Origin of the sequence: Streptomyces sp. NPDC048106, from assembly GCF_040706415.1 — a bacterium.
Lineage (GTDB): Bacteria > Actinomycetota > Actinomycetes > Streptomycetales > Streptomycetaceae > Streptomyces.
In genome coordinates this window covers 211,932-230,087 of the sequence record NZ_JBEZND010000010.1, presented here as the reverse complement: position 1 = coordinate 230,087, position 18,156 = coordinate 211,932, and the positions used below count along the sequence as shown (strand labels likewise).

Annotated in this window: 19 protein-coding genes; 12 read left to right on the top strand and 7 right to left on the bottom strand. The window is 72.3% G+C overall.

From position 1 onward, the window contains the following. The 4 genes from AB0927_RS13970 to AB0927_RS13955 form a co-directional block, all read right to left on the bottom strand. Positions 1–182: hypothetical protein (locus tag AB0927_RS13970; protein WP_366667793.1), on the bottom strand; the 182-nt coding region annotated here is incomplete at its 3' end. 272 nt (positions 183–454) lie between these two features. Then, a complete protein-coding gene (locus AB0927_RS13965; protein ID WP_366667810.1) occupies positions 455–1,114 on the bottom strand; it encodes a response regulator transcription factor in 660 nt (219 codons plus the stop codon). 208 nt (positions 1,115–1,322) lie between these two features. Then, complete coding sequence (locus AB0927_RS13960; RefSeq protein ID WP_366667792.1) at positions 1,323–2,696, bottom strand: sensor domain-containing protein; 1,374 nt, start codon at positions 2,694–2,696, stop codon at positions 1,323–1,325. 137 nt (positions 2,697–2,833) lie between these two features. Then, a complete protein-coding gene (locus tag AB0927_RS13955) occupies positions 2,834–4,051 on the bottom strand; it encodes a sensor domain-containing protein (protein ID WP_366667791.1) in 1,218 nt (405 codons plus the stop codon). Positions 4,052–4,328: 277 nt separating this feature from the next. Between AB0927_RS13955 and AB0927_RS13950 the strand changes: the two genes are divergently transcribed. From AB0927_RS13950 to htpX, 11 genes are all read left to right on the top strand, one after another. Further along, positions 4,329–4,751 (top strand): NADH-quinone oxidoreductase subunit A, encoded by a 423-nt coding sequence (locus AB0927_RS13950; RefSeq protein ID WP_366667790.1) that lies wholly within the window; start codon positions 4,329–4,331, stop codon positions 4,749–4,751. Then, the gene (locus AB0927_RS13945) at positions 4,742–5,344 is read left to right on the top strand and encodes an NADH-quinone oxidoreductase subunit B family protein (RefSeq protein ID WP_366667789.1); all 603 of its coding nucleotides are present in this window, start codon (positions 4,742–4,744) and stop codon (positions 5,342–5,344) included. Before AB0927_RS13950 ends, AB0927_RS13945 begins: the two co-directional genes overlap by 10 nt. After that, positions 5,341–6,795: an NADH-quinone oxidoreductase subunit C gene (locus AB0927_RS13940; protein ID WP_366667788.1), complete on the top strand. Its 1,455-nt coding sequence runs from the start codon at positions 5,341–5,343 to the stop codon at positions 6,793–6,795. The genes AB0927_RS13945 and AB0927_RS13940 overlap by 4 nt, the downstream gene beginning before the upstream one ends. Continuing rightward, positions 6,792–7,760, top strand: coding sequence for a complex I subunit 1 family protein (locus tag AB0927_RS13935; protein ID WP_366667787.1), 969 nt, complete (start codon positions 6,792–6,794; stop codon positions 7,758–7,760). Before AB0927_RS13940 ends, AB0927_RS13935 begins: the two co-directional genes overlap by 4 nt. Further along, the gene (locus tag AB0927_RS13930) at positions 7,760–8,338 is read left to right on the top strand and encodes an NADH-quinone oxidoreductase subunit I (protein WP_366667786.1); all 579 of its coding nucleotides are present in this window, start codon (positions 7,760–7,762) and stop codon (positions 8,336–8,338) included. The genes AB0927_RS13935 and AB0927_RS13930 overlap by 1 nt, the downstream gene beginning before the upstream one ends. After that, positions 8,335–8,982: an NADH-quinone oxidoreductase subunit J gene (locus tag AB0927_RS13925; protein WP_366667785.1), complete on the top strand. Its 648-nt coding sequence runs from the start codon at positions 8,335–8,337 to the stop codon at positions 8,980–8,982. Before AB0927_RS13930 ends, AB0927_RS13925 begins: the two co-directional genes overlap by 4 nt. After that, positions 8,982–9,356, top strand: coding sequence for an NADH-quinone oxidoreductase subunit NuoK (nuoK, locus tag AB0927_RS13920; protein WP_366667784.1), 375 nt, complete (start codon positions 8,982–8,984; stop codon positions 9,354–9,356). The genes AB0927_RS13925 and nuoK overlap by 1 nt, the downstream gene beginning before the upstream one ends. Continuing rightward, positions 9,353–11,347 (top strand): NADH-quinone oxidoreductase subunit L, encoded by a 1,995-nt coding sequence (locus AB0927_RS13915; protein WP_366667783.1) that lies wholly within the window; start codon positions 9,353–9,355, stop codon positions 11,345–11,347. The genes nuoK and AB0927_RS13915 overlap by 4 nt, the downstream gene beginning before the upstream one ends. Before the next feature lie 6 nt (positions 11,348–11,353). Further along, positions 11,354–12,997: an NADH-quinone oxidoreductase subunit M gene (locus AB0927_RS13910; RefSeq protein ID WP_366667782.1), complete on the top strand. Its 1,644-nt coding sequence runs from the start codon at positions 11,354–11,356 to the stop codon at positions 12,995–12,997. Next, on the top strand, positions 12,994–14,568 hold the full coding sequence (locus tag AB0927_RS13905; protein ID WP_366667781.1) for an NADH-quinone oxidoreductase subunit N: 1,575 nt from the start codon (positions 12,994–12,996) through the stop codon (positions 14,566–14,568). The genes AB0927_RS13910 and AB0927_RS13905 overlap by 4 nt, the downstream gene beginning before the upstream one ends. Before the next feature lie 236 nt (positions 14,569–14,804). After that, positions 14,805–15,668, top strand: a complete 864-nt coding sequence (gene htpX / locus AB0927_RS13900; protein ID WP_366667780.1) for a zinc metalloprotease HtpX — start codon at positions 14,805–14,807, stop codon at positions 15,666–15,668. A gap of 109 nt (positions 15,669–15,777) precedes the next feature. On the opposite strand, the gene AB0927_RS13895 is transcribed toward htpX, so the two are convergent. Further along, complete coding sequence (locus AB0927_RS13895) at positions 15,778–16,266, bottom strand: DoxX family protein (protein ID WP_366667809.1); 489 nt, start codon at positions 16,264–16,266, stop codon at positions 15,778–15,780. 191 nt (positions 16,267–16,457) lie between these two features. After that, positions 16,458–16,859, bottom strand: coding sequence for a YccF domain-containing protein (locus tag AB0927_RS13890; RefSeq protein WP_366667779.1), 402 nt, complete (start codon positions 16,857–16,859; stop codon positions 16,458–16,460). 270 nt (positions 16,860–17,129) lie between these two features. Here AB0927_RS13890 and AB0927_RS13885 point away from each other — a divergent pair, with 270 nt between their 5' ends. Further along, the gene (locus AB0927_RS13885) at positions 17,130–17,396 is read left to right on the top strand and encodes a GlsB/YeaQ/YmgE family stress response membrane protein (RefSeq protein WP_366667778.1); all 267 of its coding nucleotides are present in this window, start codon (positions 17,130–17,132) and stop codon (positions 17,394–17,396) included. A 72-nt stretch (positions 17,397–17,468) separates the two neighbouring features. On the opposite strand, the gene AB0927_RS13880 is transcribed toward AB0927_RS13885, so the two are convergent. Further along, the gene (locus AB0927_RS13880) at positions 17,469–17,957 is read right to left on the bottom strand and encodes a YajQ family cyclic di-GMP-binding protein (protein WP_366667777.1); all 489 of its coding nucleotides are present in this window, start codon (positions 17,955–17,957) and stop codon (positions 17,469–17,471) included. Between the last annotated feature and the right edge of the window lie 199 nt (positions 17,958–18,156).

Here is an 18,156-nt window from a genome sequence, read left to right as displayed (position 1 = left end):
AAGGAAGCGGTCTCCGAGGTGAACCGGTCCCCGGTGAGCTGCATGCCGTCACCCGAGTCCCCCGCGAACCGGATGATCACCCGGTCCAGGCGGCGTACATCCTTCGTGCCGCCCGGTTTGCGCTGCTCCCCGACGACGGATCCGTCGGTCTGCTCCGTTGGGCTGCTGACCTGGCTGGTCACTGAACTGGACCTCCTTCGAGGCGGCTGTCCGGGCGTGGTCTTCCCACGGACCATCCCAGGATCAACCCTACGTCGGTTAGGGTCGCCTACCCGAGGTCATCCGCACATTTGGATGATGTTTCGAGACGGCGTATAGCGCTGACATGTCAGGGCTTCCTTCCCCGGTTCGCCCCTCCATTCTCCTGCCGGGTACCCCTGTTTCCCACGGAAGCCGGATCCTCTGACACGGCCCTGACGCAGGGGCCCGCCGACCCGGTGCGAAGGACGTCCCGTCAGGAGTTCAGGTAGGTGAGCACCGCGAGCACCCGCCGGTGGTCCCCGTCGCTCGGCGACAGGCCGAGCTTGAGGAAGATGTTGCTGACGTGCTTCTCCACCGCGCCGTCGCTGACGACCAGTTGCCGGGCGATCGCCGAGTTCGTACGCCCCTCCGCCATCAGCGCCAGCACCTCGCGCTCGCGCGGGGTGAGCCGGGCCAGCACGTCCTGCTTGCGGCTGCGGCCCAGCAGCTGGGTGACCACCTCCGGGTCAAGCGCCGTACCACCCTCGGCGACCCGTACCACCGCGTCCACGAACTCCCGGACGTCCGCCACCCGGTCCTTGAGCAGATAGCCCACGCCCCGGGTGGAGCCAGCCAGCAGCTCGGTCGCGTACCGCTCCTCCACATACTGCGACAGCACCAGCACCCCTAGCCCGGGATGCGCCTTGCGCAGGGACACGGCCGCCCGCACCCCCTCGTCGGTGTGCGTCGGCGGCATCCGCACGTCCGCCACCACCACATCGGGCAACGCGCCCTCACCGGCCAGCTCGGCGATGGTCTTCACCAGCGCCTCCGCGTCTCCGACCCCGGCCACCACCTCGTGCCCCCGGTCGGTCAGCAGCCGGGTCAGACCCTCCCGGAGCAGCACCGAATCCTCGGCGATGACCACCCGCACCCTGTCCTCCACGATCCTTCGCCCCCGTCATGCCCGGTCCCCTGGCGACGTCCGTCCGGGACGCGCCTTCGTACGAGGACCAGCATTCCAGGAATCGGCACACAGCGTGCCACGCCCTGTGGATAACTGGGTTGGTTCCGGTATATCCGCTGGTCAGAAGCTAGTTGGCCACTGCTCGTCCAGGCGGCGGCCGTCGGTCGCCCGCCGGTCAGCCGCGCCAGGGCAGTTCCGCTATCACCCGGGTCGGACCGCCCGCCGGGGAGTCCACCAGCAGGATGCCGTCCACCGCGTCCAAGCGGCCCCTGAGGCCCGCGAGGCCCGAACCGGCGGAGGCGTCAGCGCCGCCCACGCCGTCGTCGGTCACCTGGAGCATCAGCCGGTCCTCCGAGCGCCACACATCGACCGACGCGGAGTGCGCCCCGCTGTGCTTGGCGACGTTCTGCAGCAGCTCGCAGACCGTGAAGTAGGCGATGCCCTCGATGGCCGGCGCGGGCCGGGCCGGCAGGTCGACCTCCACCCTGACCGGCACCGTGCACCGGGACGCCACCGCCGACAGGGCCGCGTCCAGGCCCCGGTCGGTCAGCACGGCCGGGTGGATGCCCCGGGCGAGATCGCGCAGCTCCCGGAGCGCCGTCTTCACCTCGCCGTGCGCCTCCTCCACCATGCGCGCCGCCGCCTGCGGGTCCTCCCGCATCTTCTCCTTCGCCAGCCCCAGATCCATCGCCAGCCCGACCAGCCGGGCCTGTGCCCCGTCGTGCAGGTCCCGCTCGATGCGGCGCAGGTCGGCGGCGGCCGTGTCCACCACGACGCCCCGGTCCGACTCCAGCTCCACCACCCGCTCCGACAGCAGCGACGGGCCGAGCAGCCCGCGCACCAGCAGCCCGTCCACCGTCGTCAGGGCGCGGACCAGCCAGGGCGTCGCCAGCGTGAACAGCAGCCCGACCAGCGCGGTCACGGTGATCTCGAACGGGTTGTCCAGGTAGATGCGGTGGTGCTCGTCGCCGTACAGCTGAAGACCGCCCTCTCCCGTGTACGCGGGGAAGACCCGGAACCACAGCGGATAGGTCAGCAGGGACCAGCCCAGCGACCAGAAGGTCACCGTGACGGTGAAGGTGAACACCGCCCAGGGGAGCTGCACCAGCGTGTACAGCAGGCTCCGCCAGGAGGCGCCGCTCTTGAGGACCGCGCCCATCCAGGCCAGCGCGCCCGGCTTGCGCACCCGCAGCGGCTCCGGGCCCGGCACGTCCACACCCAGCAGCGCCCGCGCCCGCGCCCGCTCCAGCGCGCCGAAGCCCCGGCAGCCGGCCAGGGCCGTGGCGAGGACGGGGACGCCGAGGAAGGTCACCAGCAGGCCCGCGCCCAGCGACACCATCGTCACCGTCCAGGTGAACAGGGCCACCGAGACCGGCAGGCTCAGCAGGACGTAACCCAGCTCCCGCCAGGTGCGGGCCTCGACCGGCGCCCGCAGCACGGCGGGCACGCGGGGGCGGCGGCCGGGCTCGGGGCCGTAGCCGTACCGGCTGTCGTCGTCACCGGCGCCGTACCCCTGGCCGTACCCGCCGTGACCGTACTGAGTGGCCATCGATGTCGTCCCGTTCTCCTCGTCCGCACGGCGGTTCAGCCGTAATCCAAGAGTCGTGCGCCGCGCCTTTCCGGACCATGGAGTCCGTCGGCGTCCTGCACCGGGGGTTTTCCCCACCCCCCGGCCCCGCGGGCGGCCTACTTCTCCCGGTCCCGCCACGGCAGTTCCGCTGTTACCACCGTCGGGCCGCCGGCCGGGGACGCGACCACGAACAGGCCGTCCACCGCGCCCAGCCGGTCCGCCAGGCCCCGCATCCCGCTGCCGCCGGCCAGGTCGGCGCCGCCCCGGCCGTCGTCCTGGACCTGGATCAGCAGCCGGTCCTCGGCCCGCCACACATCCACCGAGGCGGACCGGGCCGCGCTGTGCTTGCTGACGTTCTGCAGCAGCTCGGAGACGGTGAAGTAGGCGATGCCCTCGATGGCCGCGGCGGGGCGGTCCGCGAGGTCCACGGTCACCTTCACCGGCACCGTGCAGCGGGAGGCGACCGAGGACAGGGCGGCGTCCAGACCACGGTCCGTGAGGACGGCGGGATGGATGCCCCGGGCCAGGTCGCGCAGCTCCTGGAGGGCCAGCTTCACCTCGCCGTGCGCCTCCTCCACCATCGCCGCCGCGGTGTCCGGGTCCTCCAGCAGCTTCTCCTTGGCCAGCCCCAGCCCCATGGCCAGGTTGACCAGCCGGGCCTGGGCGCCGTCGTGCAGATCGCGCTCGATGCGGCGCAGGTCGGCGGCGGCCGTGTCCACCACGACCCCCCGGTCCGACTCCAGCTCCGCTATTCGGCGCTCCAGCTCGTCGGAGGGGGACAGCAGGCCGCGCACCATCGCCCGGTCCACGTTCGCCAGCCCCCGGGCGAGATAGGGCAGCAGGGGCCACAGCACGAACAGCGAGGTCAGCACGGTGCAGAAGGTGAGGATGCCCCAGGGCAGCCGGATCGCGTCGTACAGCAGCGTGCGCCAGCCCACCGGGTCCTTCAGCGCCATCCACGCCCGCTGGAGCATGCTCCCGCCGCGCGCGAGCGGCAGCGGCGACGGCTCCTCCACCCGGACCCCGAGCAGCGCCCGGGCCCGCGCCCGCTCCAGCTTCCCCAGCTGCCGGGCGCCCAGCAGGGACAGCGCCAGCAGCGGCAGGCCGATCACGGTGAAGGTGAGGGCGCCGCCGACGGCCAGCACGGTGATCGCGTAGACGAAGCCGAACACCGTCGTCGGCAGGTTCAGCAGGAGGTGCGCGATCTCCTTCCAGGTGTATTTGTCATAGGCGGGCCTCGGCGGCGGGAAGCGGTCGGTGCCGTCGGACTGGTCGGGTGTGCCGGGCCGGTCGGGGCCGTCGTGCCGGTCGGCGGCGGAGCTGGGAGCGGTCATACCGGACAGCCTGCCGAATGCGGCACCTTCCGCGCCATGCGGTACGCCGCCCTCCGCCCACGGGGGAAAACCCCACCCCGAGCCGCCTCAGGGGCTCCCCTCGGGCTCCCTTCAGGGGGCCGCGCGCCCCGGAACAGGGGGACGGGGCGGTGTGCCGAGGCGCCGTACCCCCGCCGTCCCTGGCCTCTCGCGGCGTGACTGCCTGCTTACCGTCTCTTTATCAGGGCCTAGACTCCGGTGCGTACAGGTCACGAGGTCAGGGAGCGAGGGACGGACGGTGCGGGAGACACTGGGGGACTCGACCATCGCCGCGACACACGCCGTCACCGCGGCCGGTTACTTCCGGTCCTACTCGGCCGTGGGGCTGCTCGCCGTGGTCGGCGTGCTGTTCGTCGCGGTCGCGTTCGGCGCCGGCCGCCTGCTGCGTCCCGTAGTGCCCACCCCTGAAAAACTCCTGACCTACGAATGCGGCGTCGACCCTGTCGGCGAGGGCTGGGCCCACACCCAGGTCCGCTACTACGTCTACGCCTTCCTCTACGTGATCTTCGCGGTCGACTCGGTCTTCCTGTTCCCGTGGGCGACGGTCTTCGCCGCCCACGGCTACGGCGCGACGACCCTCGTGGAGATGTTCATCTTCCTCGGCTTCCTCGCCGTGGGCCTGCTGTACGCATACAAGAAGGGCGTCCTGGCATGGACGTGACCCCGGACCCCGTTCCCCTCCCGGAGCCCAAGCGGCTGGGCGCGCTGGCCCGGCTGGCGCCCGAGCCCATGAAGGTGGTCCTCAACTGGGGGCGCCGCTACTCGCTCTGGGTCTTCAACTTCGGCCTCGCCTGCTGCGCGATCGAGTTCATCGCCGCGTCGATGGCCCGGCACGACTTCATCCGGCTCGGCGTCATCCCCTTCGCGCCGGGACCCCGCCAGGCCGACCTGATGGTGGTCTCGGGCACGGTCACGGACAAGATGGCCCCCGCCGTCAAGCGACTGTACGAACAGATGCCCGAGCCGAAGTACGTCATCTCCTTCGGCGCCTGCTCCAACTGCGGTGGGCCGTACTGGGACTCGTACTCCGTCACCAAGGGCGTCGACCAGATCATCCCGGTGGACGTGTACGTGCCCGGCTGCCCGCCGCGCCCCGAGGCGCTGCTCCAGGGCATCCTCAAGCTCCAGGAGAAGATCGCCGCCGAGTCGCTGGGGGAGCGGTACGGCCACGGTGCCGCCCGGCCGTCCGCGGCCGCGCTGCAGAGCGGTCTGGTACGGCCGCCCGCCCCGGTGGGCGAGGAGGACGCGCGATGAGCACGGCCGGCTGGCTGCCCGCCCCCGCGGAGGAACTGTTCGGCGCGGAGGCGGTGGCCGAGGAGTCGTACGAGGTCCTGACGGTGGACGTGCCGCCGTCCGCCTGGCTCACCGCGCTGGAGACGGCCCGTACGACGCTGACCTGCACCTACTTCGACTGGCTCAGCGCGGTCGACGAACCCGGCACAGGCTTTCGCGTGGCGGCCCACGTCGTCGCGCTGCACCCGGTGCGGCGCCTCCTCCTGCGTACGACGGTGCCGCACGGGGCGCCGGTCCTGCCGTCCGCCGTCGGGGTGTACGCCGGTGCGGCCTGGCACGAACGCGAGACGCACGAGATGTTCGGCGTGACCTTCGATGGCCACCCGGGGCTCGAACACCTGCTCCTCCCCGAGAACTTCGAGGGCCACCCGCTGCGGAAGGACTTCGTCCTCGCCGCCCGCGTCGCCAAGGCCTGGCCCGGCGCGAAGGAGCCCGGCGAGTCCGAGCACGGCGGCCCCAAGCGCCGCCAGATGCTGCCGCCGGGCGTCCCCGACCCCAACGAGTGGGGCCCCCTCAAGGGTCGGCTCCCCGCCGCCCCGACCCGCGCCGCCGGAGACCGCCCGGCACGGCGCACCCGCACCGCCGCGGAGGGCGCCGCCCCGGTGGAGGGCGCCGCTCCCGCGCGTCCGCGCCGGATGCGCAGCGCGAGCGAGGGATCGGCAAGCCAGGCGGCGGGCGAGCGGACTGGATCGGCGGCAGGAGACGGTGCGGCGGGTGCCACGCCGGGGCCCGCTGCCGGTGCTCCGGCCCGTCCGCGCCGGATGCGCAGCGCGAGCCAGGGGTCGGCGAGCCAGGCGGCCGCGGCCGAGGGCGATGCCGCGCAGGCGGCGGAGGGTCCCGCGGCCGAGGCCTCGGTGGCACACGAGCCCGCCCCGGCACCGGCCCGCCCCCGTCGCGGCCGCAGTGCCTCGGAGGGCTCGGCCTCGCAGCGCTCCCCGGAGCCCCCGGCGGTCGAGCCGACGGAACAGGCCCCGGGACCGGACCACGCCGACCGTCCCGCTCGCCGTACGACCCCGCGCGGCCCCGGCTCCGACGCGCCGTGGCACCATGCCCGCCCGGCTTTCGAGGAGCCCGGGCAGCCCGCGTCGCCGGAGCCCGCACAGGCGCCGGAGGCCGCCGAGGGGGCAGGACCAGGTGCCGTGGAACGGCCCGAGGCGGCCGAGCAGGAGGCTGCCGCCGAGCCGAAGCCTGCGTCCGAGCCCAAGCCGGCTAGCGAGCCGAAGTCCGCCGATTCGCGTGGGGCCGCCGAGCCTTCCGAACCGACCGAGCAGCCCCGACCTCGCCCCGACGAACCCCCATCCACCCCGGACCCCGAGCCCGACCCAGCCCCCGAGCCCACCCCCGACCCCGAGACCAACCCGGACGCACACCCCGAAGCGCCCCCGACCGAACCCCCAGGAGGCCCGCAGTGAACGGCGTACTCGACGTCGCCCTGCGGCTCGTGGCCGTGTTCGTCGTCTTCCTCGTCTTCCCGCTGATCGTGGGGCAGACCGAGCACAAGGTGATGGCCCATATGCAGGGGCGGCTCGGGCCGATGTACGCGGGCGGGTTCCACGGGTGGGCCCAGCTGGTCGCGGACGGGGTGAAGTTCGCGCAGAAGGAGGACGTGGTGCCGGCGGAGGCCGACCGCCGCGTCTTCCAGATCGCGCCGGCCGTGGCCCTGCTGCCCTACCTGCTCGTCCTGCTCGTCATTCCGATCGGCCCGAGCGAGGGCGCCGTCGGACAGGCCCTGGACGCGGGCGTGTTCTTCGCGCTCGCGGTGATGGGCGTCGGCGTGCTCGGCTCGCTCATGGCGGGATGGGCCAGCGCCAACAAGTTCTCCCTGCTCGGCGGCCTGCGTACCGCCGCCCAGCTGCTGGCCTACGAACTGCCGATGCTGCTCGCCGCGGCCTCCGTCGCGATGGCGGCCGGCACCGTCTCCCTGCCGGGCATCCTGCACGCCTTCCACTGGTGGTGGCTGCCCTGGCAGCTCATCGGCGCGGTCGTCTTCTTCGTCGCCGGACTCGCCGAGCTGCAACGCCCGCCGTTCGACATGCCCGTCGCCGACTCGGAGATCATCTTCGGCGCGTACACCGAGTACACCGGCCTGCGCTTCGCCCTGTTCCTGCTCGCCGAGTACGCCGGCATCGTCGTGCTGTGCGGCCTGACCACCGTGCTCTTCCTGGGCGGCTGGCACGGCCCCTGGGGCGCCGACGGGCTCGGCTGGGTCTGGACGCTGCTGAAGGCCGCGATCCTCGCCTTCGTCGTCATCTGGCTCCGCGTCACCTACCCGCGGCTGCGCGAGGACCAGCTCCAGAAGCTGTCCTGGACCCTCCTCGTCCCCCTCTCCCTCGCCCAGATCGCCCTCACCGGCATCGTCAAGGTGGTGATCTCCTGATGGCCGCGTCGCTCCCGCCCGCCCGGCCCCGCATCCCCGGCTCCGGCCTCGCCAAGGGCCTTGCCGTCACCCTGCGTACGATGACGCGGAAGCACGGCACCGAGCAGTACCCGGACACCCTGCCCGAACTGCCGCCCCGCACCCGGGGTGTGATCGGCCTGTTCGAGGAGAACTGCACGGTCTGCATGCTGTGCGCCCGCGAGTGCCCCGACTGGTGCATCTACATCGACTCCCACAAGGAGACGGTCCCGCCCGCCGCCCCCGGCGGCCGTGAGCGCAGCCGCAACGTCCTCGACCGGTTCGCCATCGACTTCTCCCTGTGCATGTACTGCGGTATCTGCATCGAGGTCTGCCCCTTCGACGCGCTGTTCTGGTCCCCGGAGTTCGAATACGCGGAGACCGACATCCACGAGCTCACCCACGAGCGCGACAAGCTCCGCGAGTGGATGTGGACCGTCCCGGCCCCGCCCGCGCTCGACCCGGGCGCGGAGGAGCCGAAGGAGATCGCCGCCGCCCGCAAGACCGCCGAGAAGCTGGCCGCCGCCGCGCAGGCCGACCCCGAGGAGGGCGACGCATGAGCCCCGCCCCCGCCCTGAGCCTCGCCGCGGCCCCGCACGGCTTCCTGTCCCCGACCGGCGTCGAGATCGCCTTCCTCCTCGTCGGCCTGGTGACCCTCGGCGCCGCGCTGATCACCGTCACCACCCGGCAACTGGTGCACGCCGCCCTGTGGCTGGTGGTCGCGCTCGGCGGCCTCGCCGTGGAGTACCTGCTGCTCACGGCCGAGTTCATCGCCTGGGTGCAGGTCCTGATCTACGTCGGTTCCGTCGTCGTACTCCTCCTGTTCGGGCTGATGCTCACCAGGGCACCCATCGGCCGCTCCCCGGACGCCGACTCCGGCAACCGCTGGGCCGCGTCGGCCGTCGCGGTCGCCGCCGCCGTCGCCCTGGTGTGGGTGGTCGTCGACGCCTTCCGTACGACCTGGATCGACCTGACCGGCCCGGCCGCAGGCACCACCCATGTCACCGGCGCGAGCCTGTTCCGGTACTGGGTGCTGCCCTTCGAGGCCCTGTCCGTGCTGCTCCTCGCGGCCCTGGTCGGCGCGATCGTGCTCTCCCGCAAGGCCAAGGCGGACGCGGGCGCCGGCCCCGGCGCCCGCGACAGGGCAGCGGTGGCCGAGGGCACGCCGACACCCGTCCCCGCCCCGAAGGACGGCGCCCGCTGATGCACCTCGTCTACCCCGCCGTACTCTCCGCCCTCCTCTTCTGCACCGGCCTGTACGGCGTCCTCGCCCGCCGCAACGCGATCCTGGTCCTGATGTCGGTCGAGCTGATGCTCAACGCCGTCAACCTCAACCTGGTCGCCTTCGACGTCTGGCTCAGCCGCGTCGCCCGCGACACCCTGCACTCCGGCCAGGCGCTGACCCTGTTCACCATCGCCATCGCCGCCGCCGAGATCGGCATCGGCCTGGCGATCGTGCTCGCCGTCCACCGCAACCGCGGCACCTCCGACATCGACCGGCTCCGCGACACCGCCGAAGGCCCCGATGGCGCGGAACCGGGTGCCATCGCGGCAGAGAAGACCGAGGCCACCGCGTGACCACGACCACCCTCGCCGTACTCGTCCCCCTCCTGCCGTTCCTCGGCGCCGCGGCCGGGCTGCTGCTCGGCCGCACCGCGCCCGGGTTCGTGCGCCCGCTCGCCGTGCTGCCACCGCTGGCCTCGCTGGTACTGGCCGCGCTGGTCGCCGTCCGCCAGGGCGGCGGCCCCGCCGTGGACGCGCACACGGAGCTGACCCCCACCGGTTCGGTGCCGATCGAACTGGCCCTGCACATCGACGGCTTCGCCGCGCTCGTCGCGATCCTGGTCGCCTTCGTGGCGGCCTGTGTGCAGATCTACTCCACGGGCTATCTGCGCGACGACCCGCGCTACCCCTCGTACGCCGCTCTGGTGTCCCTGTTCACCTCCGCGATGCTGCTCGTCGTCTACTCCGGCGACCTGATCGTGCTGCTGGTCGGCTGGGAGGTCATGGGCATCTGCTCCTACTTCCTGGTGGGCCACTACTGGGAGACCCCGGAGGCCCGCGCCGCCTCCCTCAAGGCGTTCCTGGTCACCAAGCTCGGCGATGTGCCGTTCCTGATCGGCCTGTTCGCGCTGGCCACCGACGCCGGTTCGTTCCGTGTCACCCGCGTTCTCGGCACGGTCGCGAACGGCGGCCTGCACCACCCGACCCTCGTCGCCCTGCTGCTGCTCGCGGGCGTGGCCGGCAAGTCGGCGCAGTTCCCGCTGCACACCTGGCTCCCGGACGCGATGGCGGGCCCGACGCCGGTCTCGGCGCTCATCCACGCCGCCACCATGGTGGCCGCCGGTGTCTACTTCGTCGCCCGCCTCCTCCCGGTGTTCGAGGCGTCCCAGGCCGCGATGCTGGTCCTGGCCGTGATGGCCGCCGTCACCATGACCGGCTCCGGCCTCGCCGCGCTCGCCCAGGACGACATCAAGCGCGTCCTCGCCTACTCGACCGTCGGCCAGCTCGGCTACATGACCGGCGCCCTCGCCGTCGGCGACCGCGGTGCCGCCGTCTTCCACCTCCTGTCCCACGGCGCCTTCAAGGCGCTGCTGTTCCTCGCCGCGGGCGTGATCATCCACGCCGCCGGCACCAACTCGCTGGCCGCCATGTCCCGGATGCGCGGCCTGCGCGACCGCGTCCCGGACGCCTACTGGACGATGACCGTGGCGCTGCTCGCGCTCGCCGCGATCCCGCCCTTCAGCGGCTTCTTCTCCAAGGAGTCCGTGCTCGGCGCCGCCGAACACGCGGCCCACGGGGACACCGCGCACGTGCCCGGCGCGGCCGGCTGGCTCGTGCTCGTCGCCGGCCTGGTCACCGCCGTACTGACCGCCGCCTACGCCACCCGGCTGTGGCTGCTGGCCTTCCACGGCCGGGGCACCGAGGCCCCCGACCACGGCCGCCAGCCGCTGACCATGACCGTGGTCCTGTGGGTCCTCGCGGTGCCCTCGCTGGCCTTCGGCGGGCTCGCCTACCGGGCGCTGCCCGGCTGGTTCGACGGCAACTCCCTGACCCCGACCCTCCTCACCTCCATCCTCGGCACGGGCCTCGCCCTGGTCGGCGCCCTCGCCACCTACGGCGTCTGGCAGCGCACCACCCGCGGCCTCGTCAGCTCCCCGCTCGGCGCGGTCGCCGCCCACCCCGGGGCCGACGCCGCACTGGTCGAGGCCGAGGCCATCGCCACCCACACCCCGGCCTACGGCGACATCGCCTACGCCCCCGACCCGGCGGACCCCGGACGGGCGCTGCTCGGCCCGCTGCACCGGCATGCGGCCGTCGGCTTCCACCTCGACGCCGTCTACGCGGCGCTGTTCGTCCGCCCGGTGCGGGCCGGGGCGAGCCTCGTGCGGTTCCTGGACCGCGAGGTCGTGGAGACCTACGTCGGCGCCGCCGGCGCGCTGCCCCGGTTGCTCGGGGCCGCCGTACGCCGCGCCCAGACCGGCAATGTGCAGACCTATGTGAGCGCGCTGCTCGCCGGCACCGTCGTCCTGGCGGTCGCCGTCGTCCTCGTCGCCACGGGAGCGTGAGCAGGCGTGATCGATATCAACGAGTCCGTGATGCGGTTCCTTCTGGCATTCGTCGTCGTCGGCCCGCTCCTCGGCGCCGTCGCCGTCCTTCTCCCGGCCCCGCCCGGACTGAAGGGGAAATCTCCCGAGCAGGCCGTGCTGCGCCACGGCGTCACCATGACCGGGGTGATCCTCGCCGCCGCGCTCGCCCTCGCGCTCGGCTTCGACCACCACCATCCGTCGAGGATGCAGGCCACGACCGACATCAGCTGGATCCCCGCGCTCGACGTGCGCATCCACCTCGGCATCGACGGCATCTCCCTCCCCCTCGTCGTGCTGACCGCGCTGCTGACCTTCCTGTGCGCGCTGTACTCCTACTTCAAGCCGCCCACGGGCCCGTCCCCGAAGGCGTTCATCGCCCTGCTGCTCCTGCTGGAGACCGGCACGCTCGCGACCTTCGCCGTGCTCGACCTGCTGCTGTTCTTCCTCGCGTTCGAGACCGTGCTGATCCCGATGTACTTCCTCATCGCCCGCTGGGGCGGCGAGGGGCGGACCCGGGCCGCGTGGAAGTTCATCCTGTTCACGCTGCTCGGCTCCGTCGTCATGCTGCTCGGCCTGCTCCTGATCGGAATCAAGGCGGGCACGTTCGACATGGTGGCACTCGCCACTGACAACGGCCGGTCACTGACCGCGTCCGTGCAGGTCATCGCCGTTCTGGCGATCGGTCTCGGGCTCGCGGTCAAGACCCCGATGTGGCCGCTGCACAGCTGGCTGCCCGACGCCCACACCGCCGCCCCGACCACCGGCTCGGTGCTGCTCGCCGGGGTCCTGCTGAAGATGGGCACCTACGGGTTCGTACGGATCCTGCTGCCGGTCGCGCCGCACGGCTTCCGCACCTTCGCGCCGTACCTCGCCGCCTTCGCCGTCGTCGGGATCATCTACGGGTCCCTGGCCTGTCTGGCCCTGGTCAGGCGGGGCGCGAAGGGCGACCTCAAGCGGCTGATCGCCTACTCCTCCGTCGGTCACATGGGCTTCGTCCTCCTCGGCATCGCCACCATGACCCCGACCGGCGTCAACGGCGCCCTGTTCGCCAACATCGCCCACGGCCTCATCACCGGCCTGCTGTTCTTCCTGGTCGGCGCCCTGAAGGAGCGCACCGGCAGCACCGACCTCGACACGCTGGCCCTCGCGTCGCCCGACCACGGCCCCGCGACGAGCGGCTCCGCGACGAGCGGCTCGGCCGCGCCGCACCGATTCCAGCCGGGCCTCGCCCTGTACGGCCGGGCGCCCCGCCTCGGCGGCCTGCTCGCCTTCGGCGCCGTCGCCTCGCTCGGGCTGCCCGGACTCGCCGGGTTCTGGGGCGAGATGCTCTCCTTGTTCGGCGCGTTCGAACCCGCCGCCGGCCTCAGCCGCCCCGCCTTCCTCACCTTCATGGCGATCGGCGCGTTCGGCACCCTGCTGACGGCCGCCTACATGCTGATCGTGGTCCGCCGGGTCTGCATGGGCGGCGCCGAGCGCGAGGTCCCGAAGCTCGCCGACGTCCAGGGCTACGAGTTCGCGGCCTGGACCCCGCTCGTCGCCCTGACCGTCGTCGCCGGACTGTGGCCGCGGGCCCTGCTCGGCCTGACCGACCCGGCCGTGCACCAGCTGCTCGCAGGAGGCACCCGATGAGCGCCCAGCCCTTCGCCCAGCCCGCCGGGTCGCTGGCCCACCCCCTGGCCGCGTCGCTGGTCCAGTCCGTCGACTGGCTCGCCGTCGCCCCGCCCCTGATCGCCGCCGTCGTGGCGCTCGCCGTGCTCGTCGCCGACCTCTTCCTCCCCGAGGCCCGCAAGAGTGTCCTCGGCTGGATCTCGGTCGCCGGGCTCGCCGCCGCCGCGCTGATGCTGCTGCCCCTCCTGGACGGCGACCGTGCCACCTTCTGCCTGGCCGGAACCGGCACCGGCACCGGCCGCGCGTGCAGCTACACGGCCGACCACTTCACCCTCGTCATCCAGCTCCTCGTCCTCGGCGGCGCCCTGCTCGCGGCCCTGCTGTCGATCACCAGCCTGGACGACGACCGGCGGCGCGTCCCGCCGGGGGAGTTCTGGTTCCTGCTGCTGTCCTCCGCGGCCGGCGCCGCCCTGCTGCCCGCCGCCCGCGACCTGGCCACCCTGATCGTCGCCCTGGAGGTCGCCTCCCTGCCCGCCTTCGCCCTCGTCGGCATCCGGCACGGCGACAGACGGTCCTCCGAGGCCGCCCTGAAGTTCTTCCTTTCCTCGGTCACCGCCACCGCGGTCAGCCTGATGGGCGTCAGCTTCGTCTACGCCTCCACCGGAACCCTCTACCTCACCCAGGTGGCCCAACGCCTTCCGGACACCGGCGGTCAGCTGCACACGCTGGCCCAGACGGGCGTCGTCCTCACCCTGATCGGCTTCGCCTTCAAGACGGCCGCCGTGCCGTTCCACTTCTGGGTGCCGGACACCTATGTGGGCGCGCCGCTGCCCGTCGCCGCCTACCTGTCCGTCGTCGGCAAGGCGGTCGGTTTCTCCGGCCTGATCCTCGTCACCGTGGTGGCGTTCCCGTCGTACGCCGATGTCTGGGGCCCCGCGCTCGCCGCCCTCGCCGCGCTCACCATGACCGTCGGCAACGTCGGCGCGCTGCGCCAGCAGGCCACGCGCGCGTACAGCGCCGTACGACTGCTCGCCTGGTCCTCCGTCGGCCAGGCCGGCTACCTCCTCGTACCGATCGCGGCGGCCGGGTACGCGCAGGACGCGCAGAAGGCGATCGGCTCGACCGTCGCGTACGCCCTCATGTACGCCGTCGTGAACCTCGGCGCGTTCGCGGTGGCCGCCGTGGTCGGCCGCAGCCGCGCCGGGAACCGGGTCGCCGACTACCGGGGCCTGTACGCCACCAACCCGGTGACCGCCCTCCTGCTGGCCTTCTTCCTGCTCTGCCTGGCGGGTCTGCCACCGGGGATCATCGGCCTGTTCGCCAAGGTCACCGTGTTCTCGGCGGCCGTCGACGCGGGCCTGGGCTGGCTCGCGGTCGTCATGGCCGTCAACGTGGTGATCGCCCTCTTCTACTACCTCCAGTGGACGGCCCTGCTGTTCCGCGCCCCCGAGGGCGAGGGCGAGGGCGAGGCCGCCGGGCACCGGGTCCCGGCCCCGCTCACCGCCGCGATCGCCCTCGCCGGAGTGGCGGGCGTGGCCCTGTCAGGGGCACCCCAGCTGGTGCTGCGGTTCGCGGCGACCGGGCTCTTCTGAGCAGGCCCACCGGGCCTTTCTCACCAGCCCACCGACCCCTTCCGGGCGGCCCCACCGACCCCTTCCGGGCGGGCCCACCGACCCCTTCCGGGCGGGCCCACCGAACCCTTCACTCGTACGGCCGCCGCGTCCGCCCCCGCCCACCTGGGAACTTGTGACCGTCGCCTGGCGTTGACCAGAGCGGGAGGGTCCACTGGACCGAAGGGTTCCCTGCTGTACCACTTGGAGGGCGTACCGTGCACCGCCGGCACAACGGGCTCAGGACCGCAGTACTCCTCGGGGGACTGTCGGCGCTCATCATCATCATCGGCAGCTTCTTCGGCCGTACCGGGCTGATCGTGGCGCTCCTCATCGCCCTCGGTACGAACGCGTACGCGTACTGGAACAGCGACAAGCTGGCCCTGCGCGCGATGCGGGCCCGGCCGGTGAGCGAGTTCGAGGCCCCGGCGCTGTACCGGATGGTCCGCGAGCTGTCCACGCAGGCCCGCCAGCCCATGCCCCGGCTCTACATCTCCCCGACCGAGGCCCCGAACGCCTTCGCCACGGGCCGCAACCCGCGCAACGCGGCGGTGTGCTGCACCGAGGGCATCCTGCGCCTGCTGGACGAGCGCGAGCTGCGCGGCGTCATCGGGCACGAGCTGAGCCATGTCTACAACCGGGACATTCTCATCTCCTCGGTGGCCGGCGCGCTCGCCTCGGTGATCATGTTCCTGGTGAACTTCGCCTGGCTGATCCCGATCGGCCGCTCGGACGACGACGAGGGCCCCGGCCTGCTCGGCATGCTGCTGATCATGATCCTCGGCCCGCTCGCCGCCTCGCTGATCCAGCTTGCCATCAGCCGCTCCCGGGAGTACGAGGCGGACGCCTCGGGCGCCCAGCTCACCGGGGACCCGCTCGCCCTCGCGAGCGCCCTGCGCAAGCTGGAGACGGGCACGCGGCAACTGCCGCTGCCGCCCGAGCCGCGGATCGAGACCGCGAGCCACATGATGATCGCGAACCCGTTCCGGCCGGGGCAGGGCCTGTCGAAGATGTTCTCCACGCACCCGCCGATGGCGGAGCGGATCGCGCGCCTGGAGGGCATGGCGGGCCGCAGGCTGTGACCCCGGCCCCTGCCGGGACCGGCGGCCCTGCCGGGACCGGCGGCCCTGCCGGGACCGGCGGCCCTACCGGGACCGGCCGGGCCCCTCACCGGGAGCGGTGACCGCCCCCTCACAGGGCCAGTGCGAGCGCCGCCGCCAGCCCCCCGAGTCCGAGGGCGAAGGCCGCCTGGGGCCAGCCGCCCTTCCCCCACGGGAAGTACCGGTCCAGCGCGAGCCGCCCGGGCCCCATGGCCGCGACGGCGAGCGCGACGACGGCGATGCCGATGTTGTACTCCACCCCGCCCTTGTCCACCCACGCCCCATGGGCGGCGCTGACGGTCACCATGGCGTTGATCATCACGCCCACGATCGCGGCGGCCGCGAGCGGCGTGAACAGCCCGGCGGCGAGGCCGAGGCCGCCGAGGAACTCGGAGAGGCCGCCGATGGCCGCGAAGAGCTTGCCGGGGCGGTAGCCGAGGGACTCGAACCCCTTGCCGGTGGCCGTCAGCCCCTGGCCGCCGAAGAATCCGAAGAGCTTCTGGGACCCGTGCCCCGCGAGGAACAGCCCGAAGACCAGCCGCAGGAGCAGCAGCCCGCAGTCTCCGGCGCTCACCCCCATAGGGCCGGCTCCCCGCCGGGTGGCCGGCGGCGCGGTGGCGTCGGTGGACGGGCCGGTGTGGTGCCTGGGCATCTGAGGACTCCGTACGGATGCCGGATGTGTGCTTCCCCCGGGCCTGAACAGGCCTTCGTGCCCCCGTCGACGTCACCCCGTACCGATGATTCCGGAGGTACGGCGCCCCCGCACATCGATCAGCGGCCGCCGAACGCCTGGTCCGTCCGGACGATCTCGCGGCCCAGCGGCATCAGCGAGATCGGGATGAGCTTGAGGTTCGCCCAGCCGAAGGGGATCCCGATGACCGACAGGAACAGCGGGATGCTGGTGATCAGGTGCTCCAGGGCGAGCCACCAGCCCGCGAAGATCACCCAGATGACGTTGCCGACGACCGACCCGGTGCCGGCACCCGGCTTCTCCACGGCGGTCCGGCCGAACGGCCACAGCACGAACCCGGCGATGCGCAGCGACGCGATGCCGAACGGGATCGTGATGATCAGGATGAAGCAGATCAGCGCGGCGAGCAGGTAGCCGAGCGACAGCCAGATGCCGCAGAAGACCAGCCACAGGAGGTTGAGCAGCAGGTTGAGCACCTTCATGATCGACACCTCTCAGGTCACTCGGCCGGGCTTCCCTGATGCCACCAGTATCAGCCGATCAGGCCTTTGATCAGCACCGCAGCGCCCTTGTGGCGCGATCGGGAAACGTTCCGGGACGAAAGCCCGCACGGCGACGGCAACCGGCCGGAGGTTTGCCGGCGTCCTGTTCACCAAGACGGCACGAGCGTGTGCGCGGCGGGCCGCCGATCCTCACCAAGATCTCACGAACGTGGCCGTGCGCACCGGGCGAGAAGGGGCAGGGTTGGCGCCATGGGCATCATCGCTTGGATCATTCTGGGGCTGCTGGCCGGGGCCATAGCCAAGTTCCTGCTGCCGGGACGCGACCCCGGCGGCCTCCTCGGTACGACCGTCATCGGCATCGTGGGCGCGTTCGTCGGTGGCTGGATCTCGTCCCGCTGGCTGGACCACCCCGTCAGCAAGCACTTCTTCGACGGCGCCACCTGGGTCGCGGCCATCGGCGGCTCCCTGGTGCTGCTGATCGCCTACCGCGTCGTCTTCGGCAACTCCCGCGACTGAGCACTGCCCCGACAGCACGGAAGGGTGGGCGCCCGCAGGGGCCCACCCTTCTCTCCGTTCCGCTCCGGTTCGCTACCGGTAGTTCACGAACTGCAGCGCGAAGTCGAAGTCCTTGCCCTTCAGCAGGGCGATCACGGCCTGGAGGTCGTCGCGGCTCTTGGAGCTGACGCGCAGTTCGTCGCCCTGGACCTGGGCCTTGATGCCCTTGGGGCCCTCGTCGCGGATGATCTTCGCCACCTTCTTGGCGTTCTCCTGGGAGATGCCCTCCTCGATCGAGGCGAAGATCTTGTACTCCTTGCCGGACAGGTGGGGCTCGCCCGCGTCCAGCGACTTCAGCGAGATACCGCGCTTGATCAGCTTGGACTGGAAGACGTCGAGGACTGCCTTCACCCGGTCCTCGGAGTTCGCCTCCATGAGGATCTTCTCCCCGGACCACGAGATCGAGGCGCCGACGCCCTTGAAGTCGTAGCGCTGGGAGATCTCCTTGGCGGTCTGGTTGAGGGCGTTGTCGACCTCCTGCCGCTCGACCTTCGAGACGATGTCGAAACTGGAGTCGGCCATGTCCTGTGGCTCCTTGTATCGGGGTGCGTGTCGGTGCGTGCCGGTGCGCGCCGGCGTGCGCGGCGGCGACCGCCTGGCCCGGCATCCTGCCGGGCCGCATCCGCACCAGCCTAGCCACCCCGGGAGCCGAGAGGTGGAGATCAATCGGGTGGCGAAGCACCCCCCTGGATCGGGTATTGTTTACGTCGTTGCCGGGGAA

Coding starts and splice junctions, on each gene's coding strand:
- AB0927_RS13960 (WP_366667792.1), bottom strand. CDS start 2,696: ATGGCCACTCAGTACGGTCACGGCGGGTACGGCCAGGGGTACGGCGCC.
- AB0927_RS13955 (WP_366667791.1), bottom strand. CDS start 4,051: ATGACCGCTCCCAGCTCCGCCGCCGACCGGCACGACGGCCCCGACCGG.
- AB0927_RS13945 (WP_366667789.1), top strand. CDS start 4,742: ATGGACGTGACCCCGGACCCCGTTCCCCTCCCGGAGCCCAAGCGGCTG.
- AB0927_RS13940 (WP_366667788.1), top strand. CDS start 5,341: ATGAGCACGGCCGGCTGGCTGCCCGCCCCCGCGGAGGAACTGTTCGGC.
- AB0927_RS13930 (WP_366667786.1), top strand. CDS start 7,760: ATGGCCGCGTCGCTCCCGCCCGCCCGGCCCCGCATCCCCGGCTCCGGC.
- AB0927_RS13925 (WP_366667785.1), top strand. CDS start 8,335: ATGAGCCCCGCCCCCGCCCTGAGCCTCGCCGCGGCCCCGCACGGCTTC.
- nuoK (WP_366667784.1), top strand. CDS start 8,982: ATGCACCTCGTCTACCCCGCCGTACTCTCCGCCCTCCTCTTCTGCACC.
- AB0927_RS13905 (WP_366667781.1), top strand. CDS start 12,994: ATGAGCGCCCAGCCCTTCGCCCAGCCCGCCGGGTCGCTGGCCCACCCC.
- AB0927_RS13895 (WP_366667809.1), bottom strand. CDS start 16,266: ATGGGGGTGAGCGCCGGAGACTGCGGGCTGCTGCTCCTGCGGCTGGTC.
- AB0927_RS13890 (WP_366667779.1), bottom strand. CDS start 16,859: ATGAAGGTGCTCAACCTGCTGCTCAACCTCCTGTGGCTGGTCTTCTGC.
- AB0927_RS13885 (WP_366667778.1), top strand. CDS start 17,130: ATGGGCATCATCGCTTGGATCATTCTGGGGCTGCTGGCCGGGGCCATA.
- AB0927_RS13880 (WP_366667777.1), bottom strand. CDS start 17,957: ATGGCCGACTCCAGTTTCGACATCGTCTCGAAGGTCGAGCGGCAGGAG.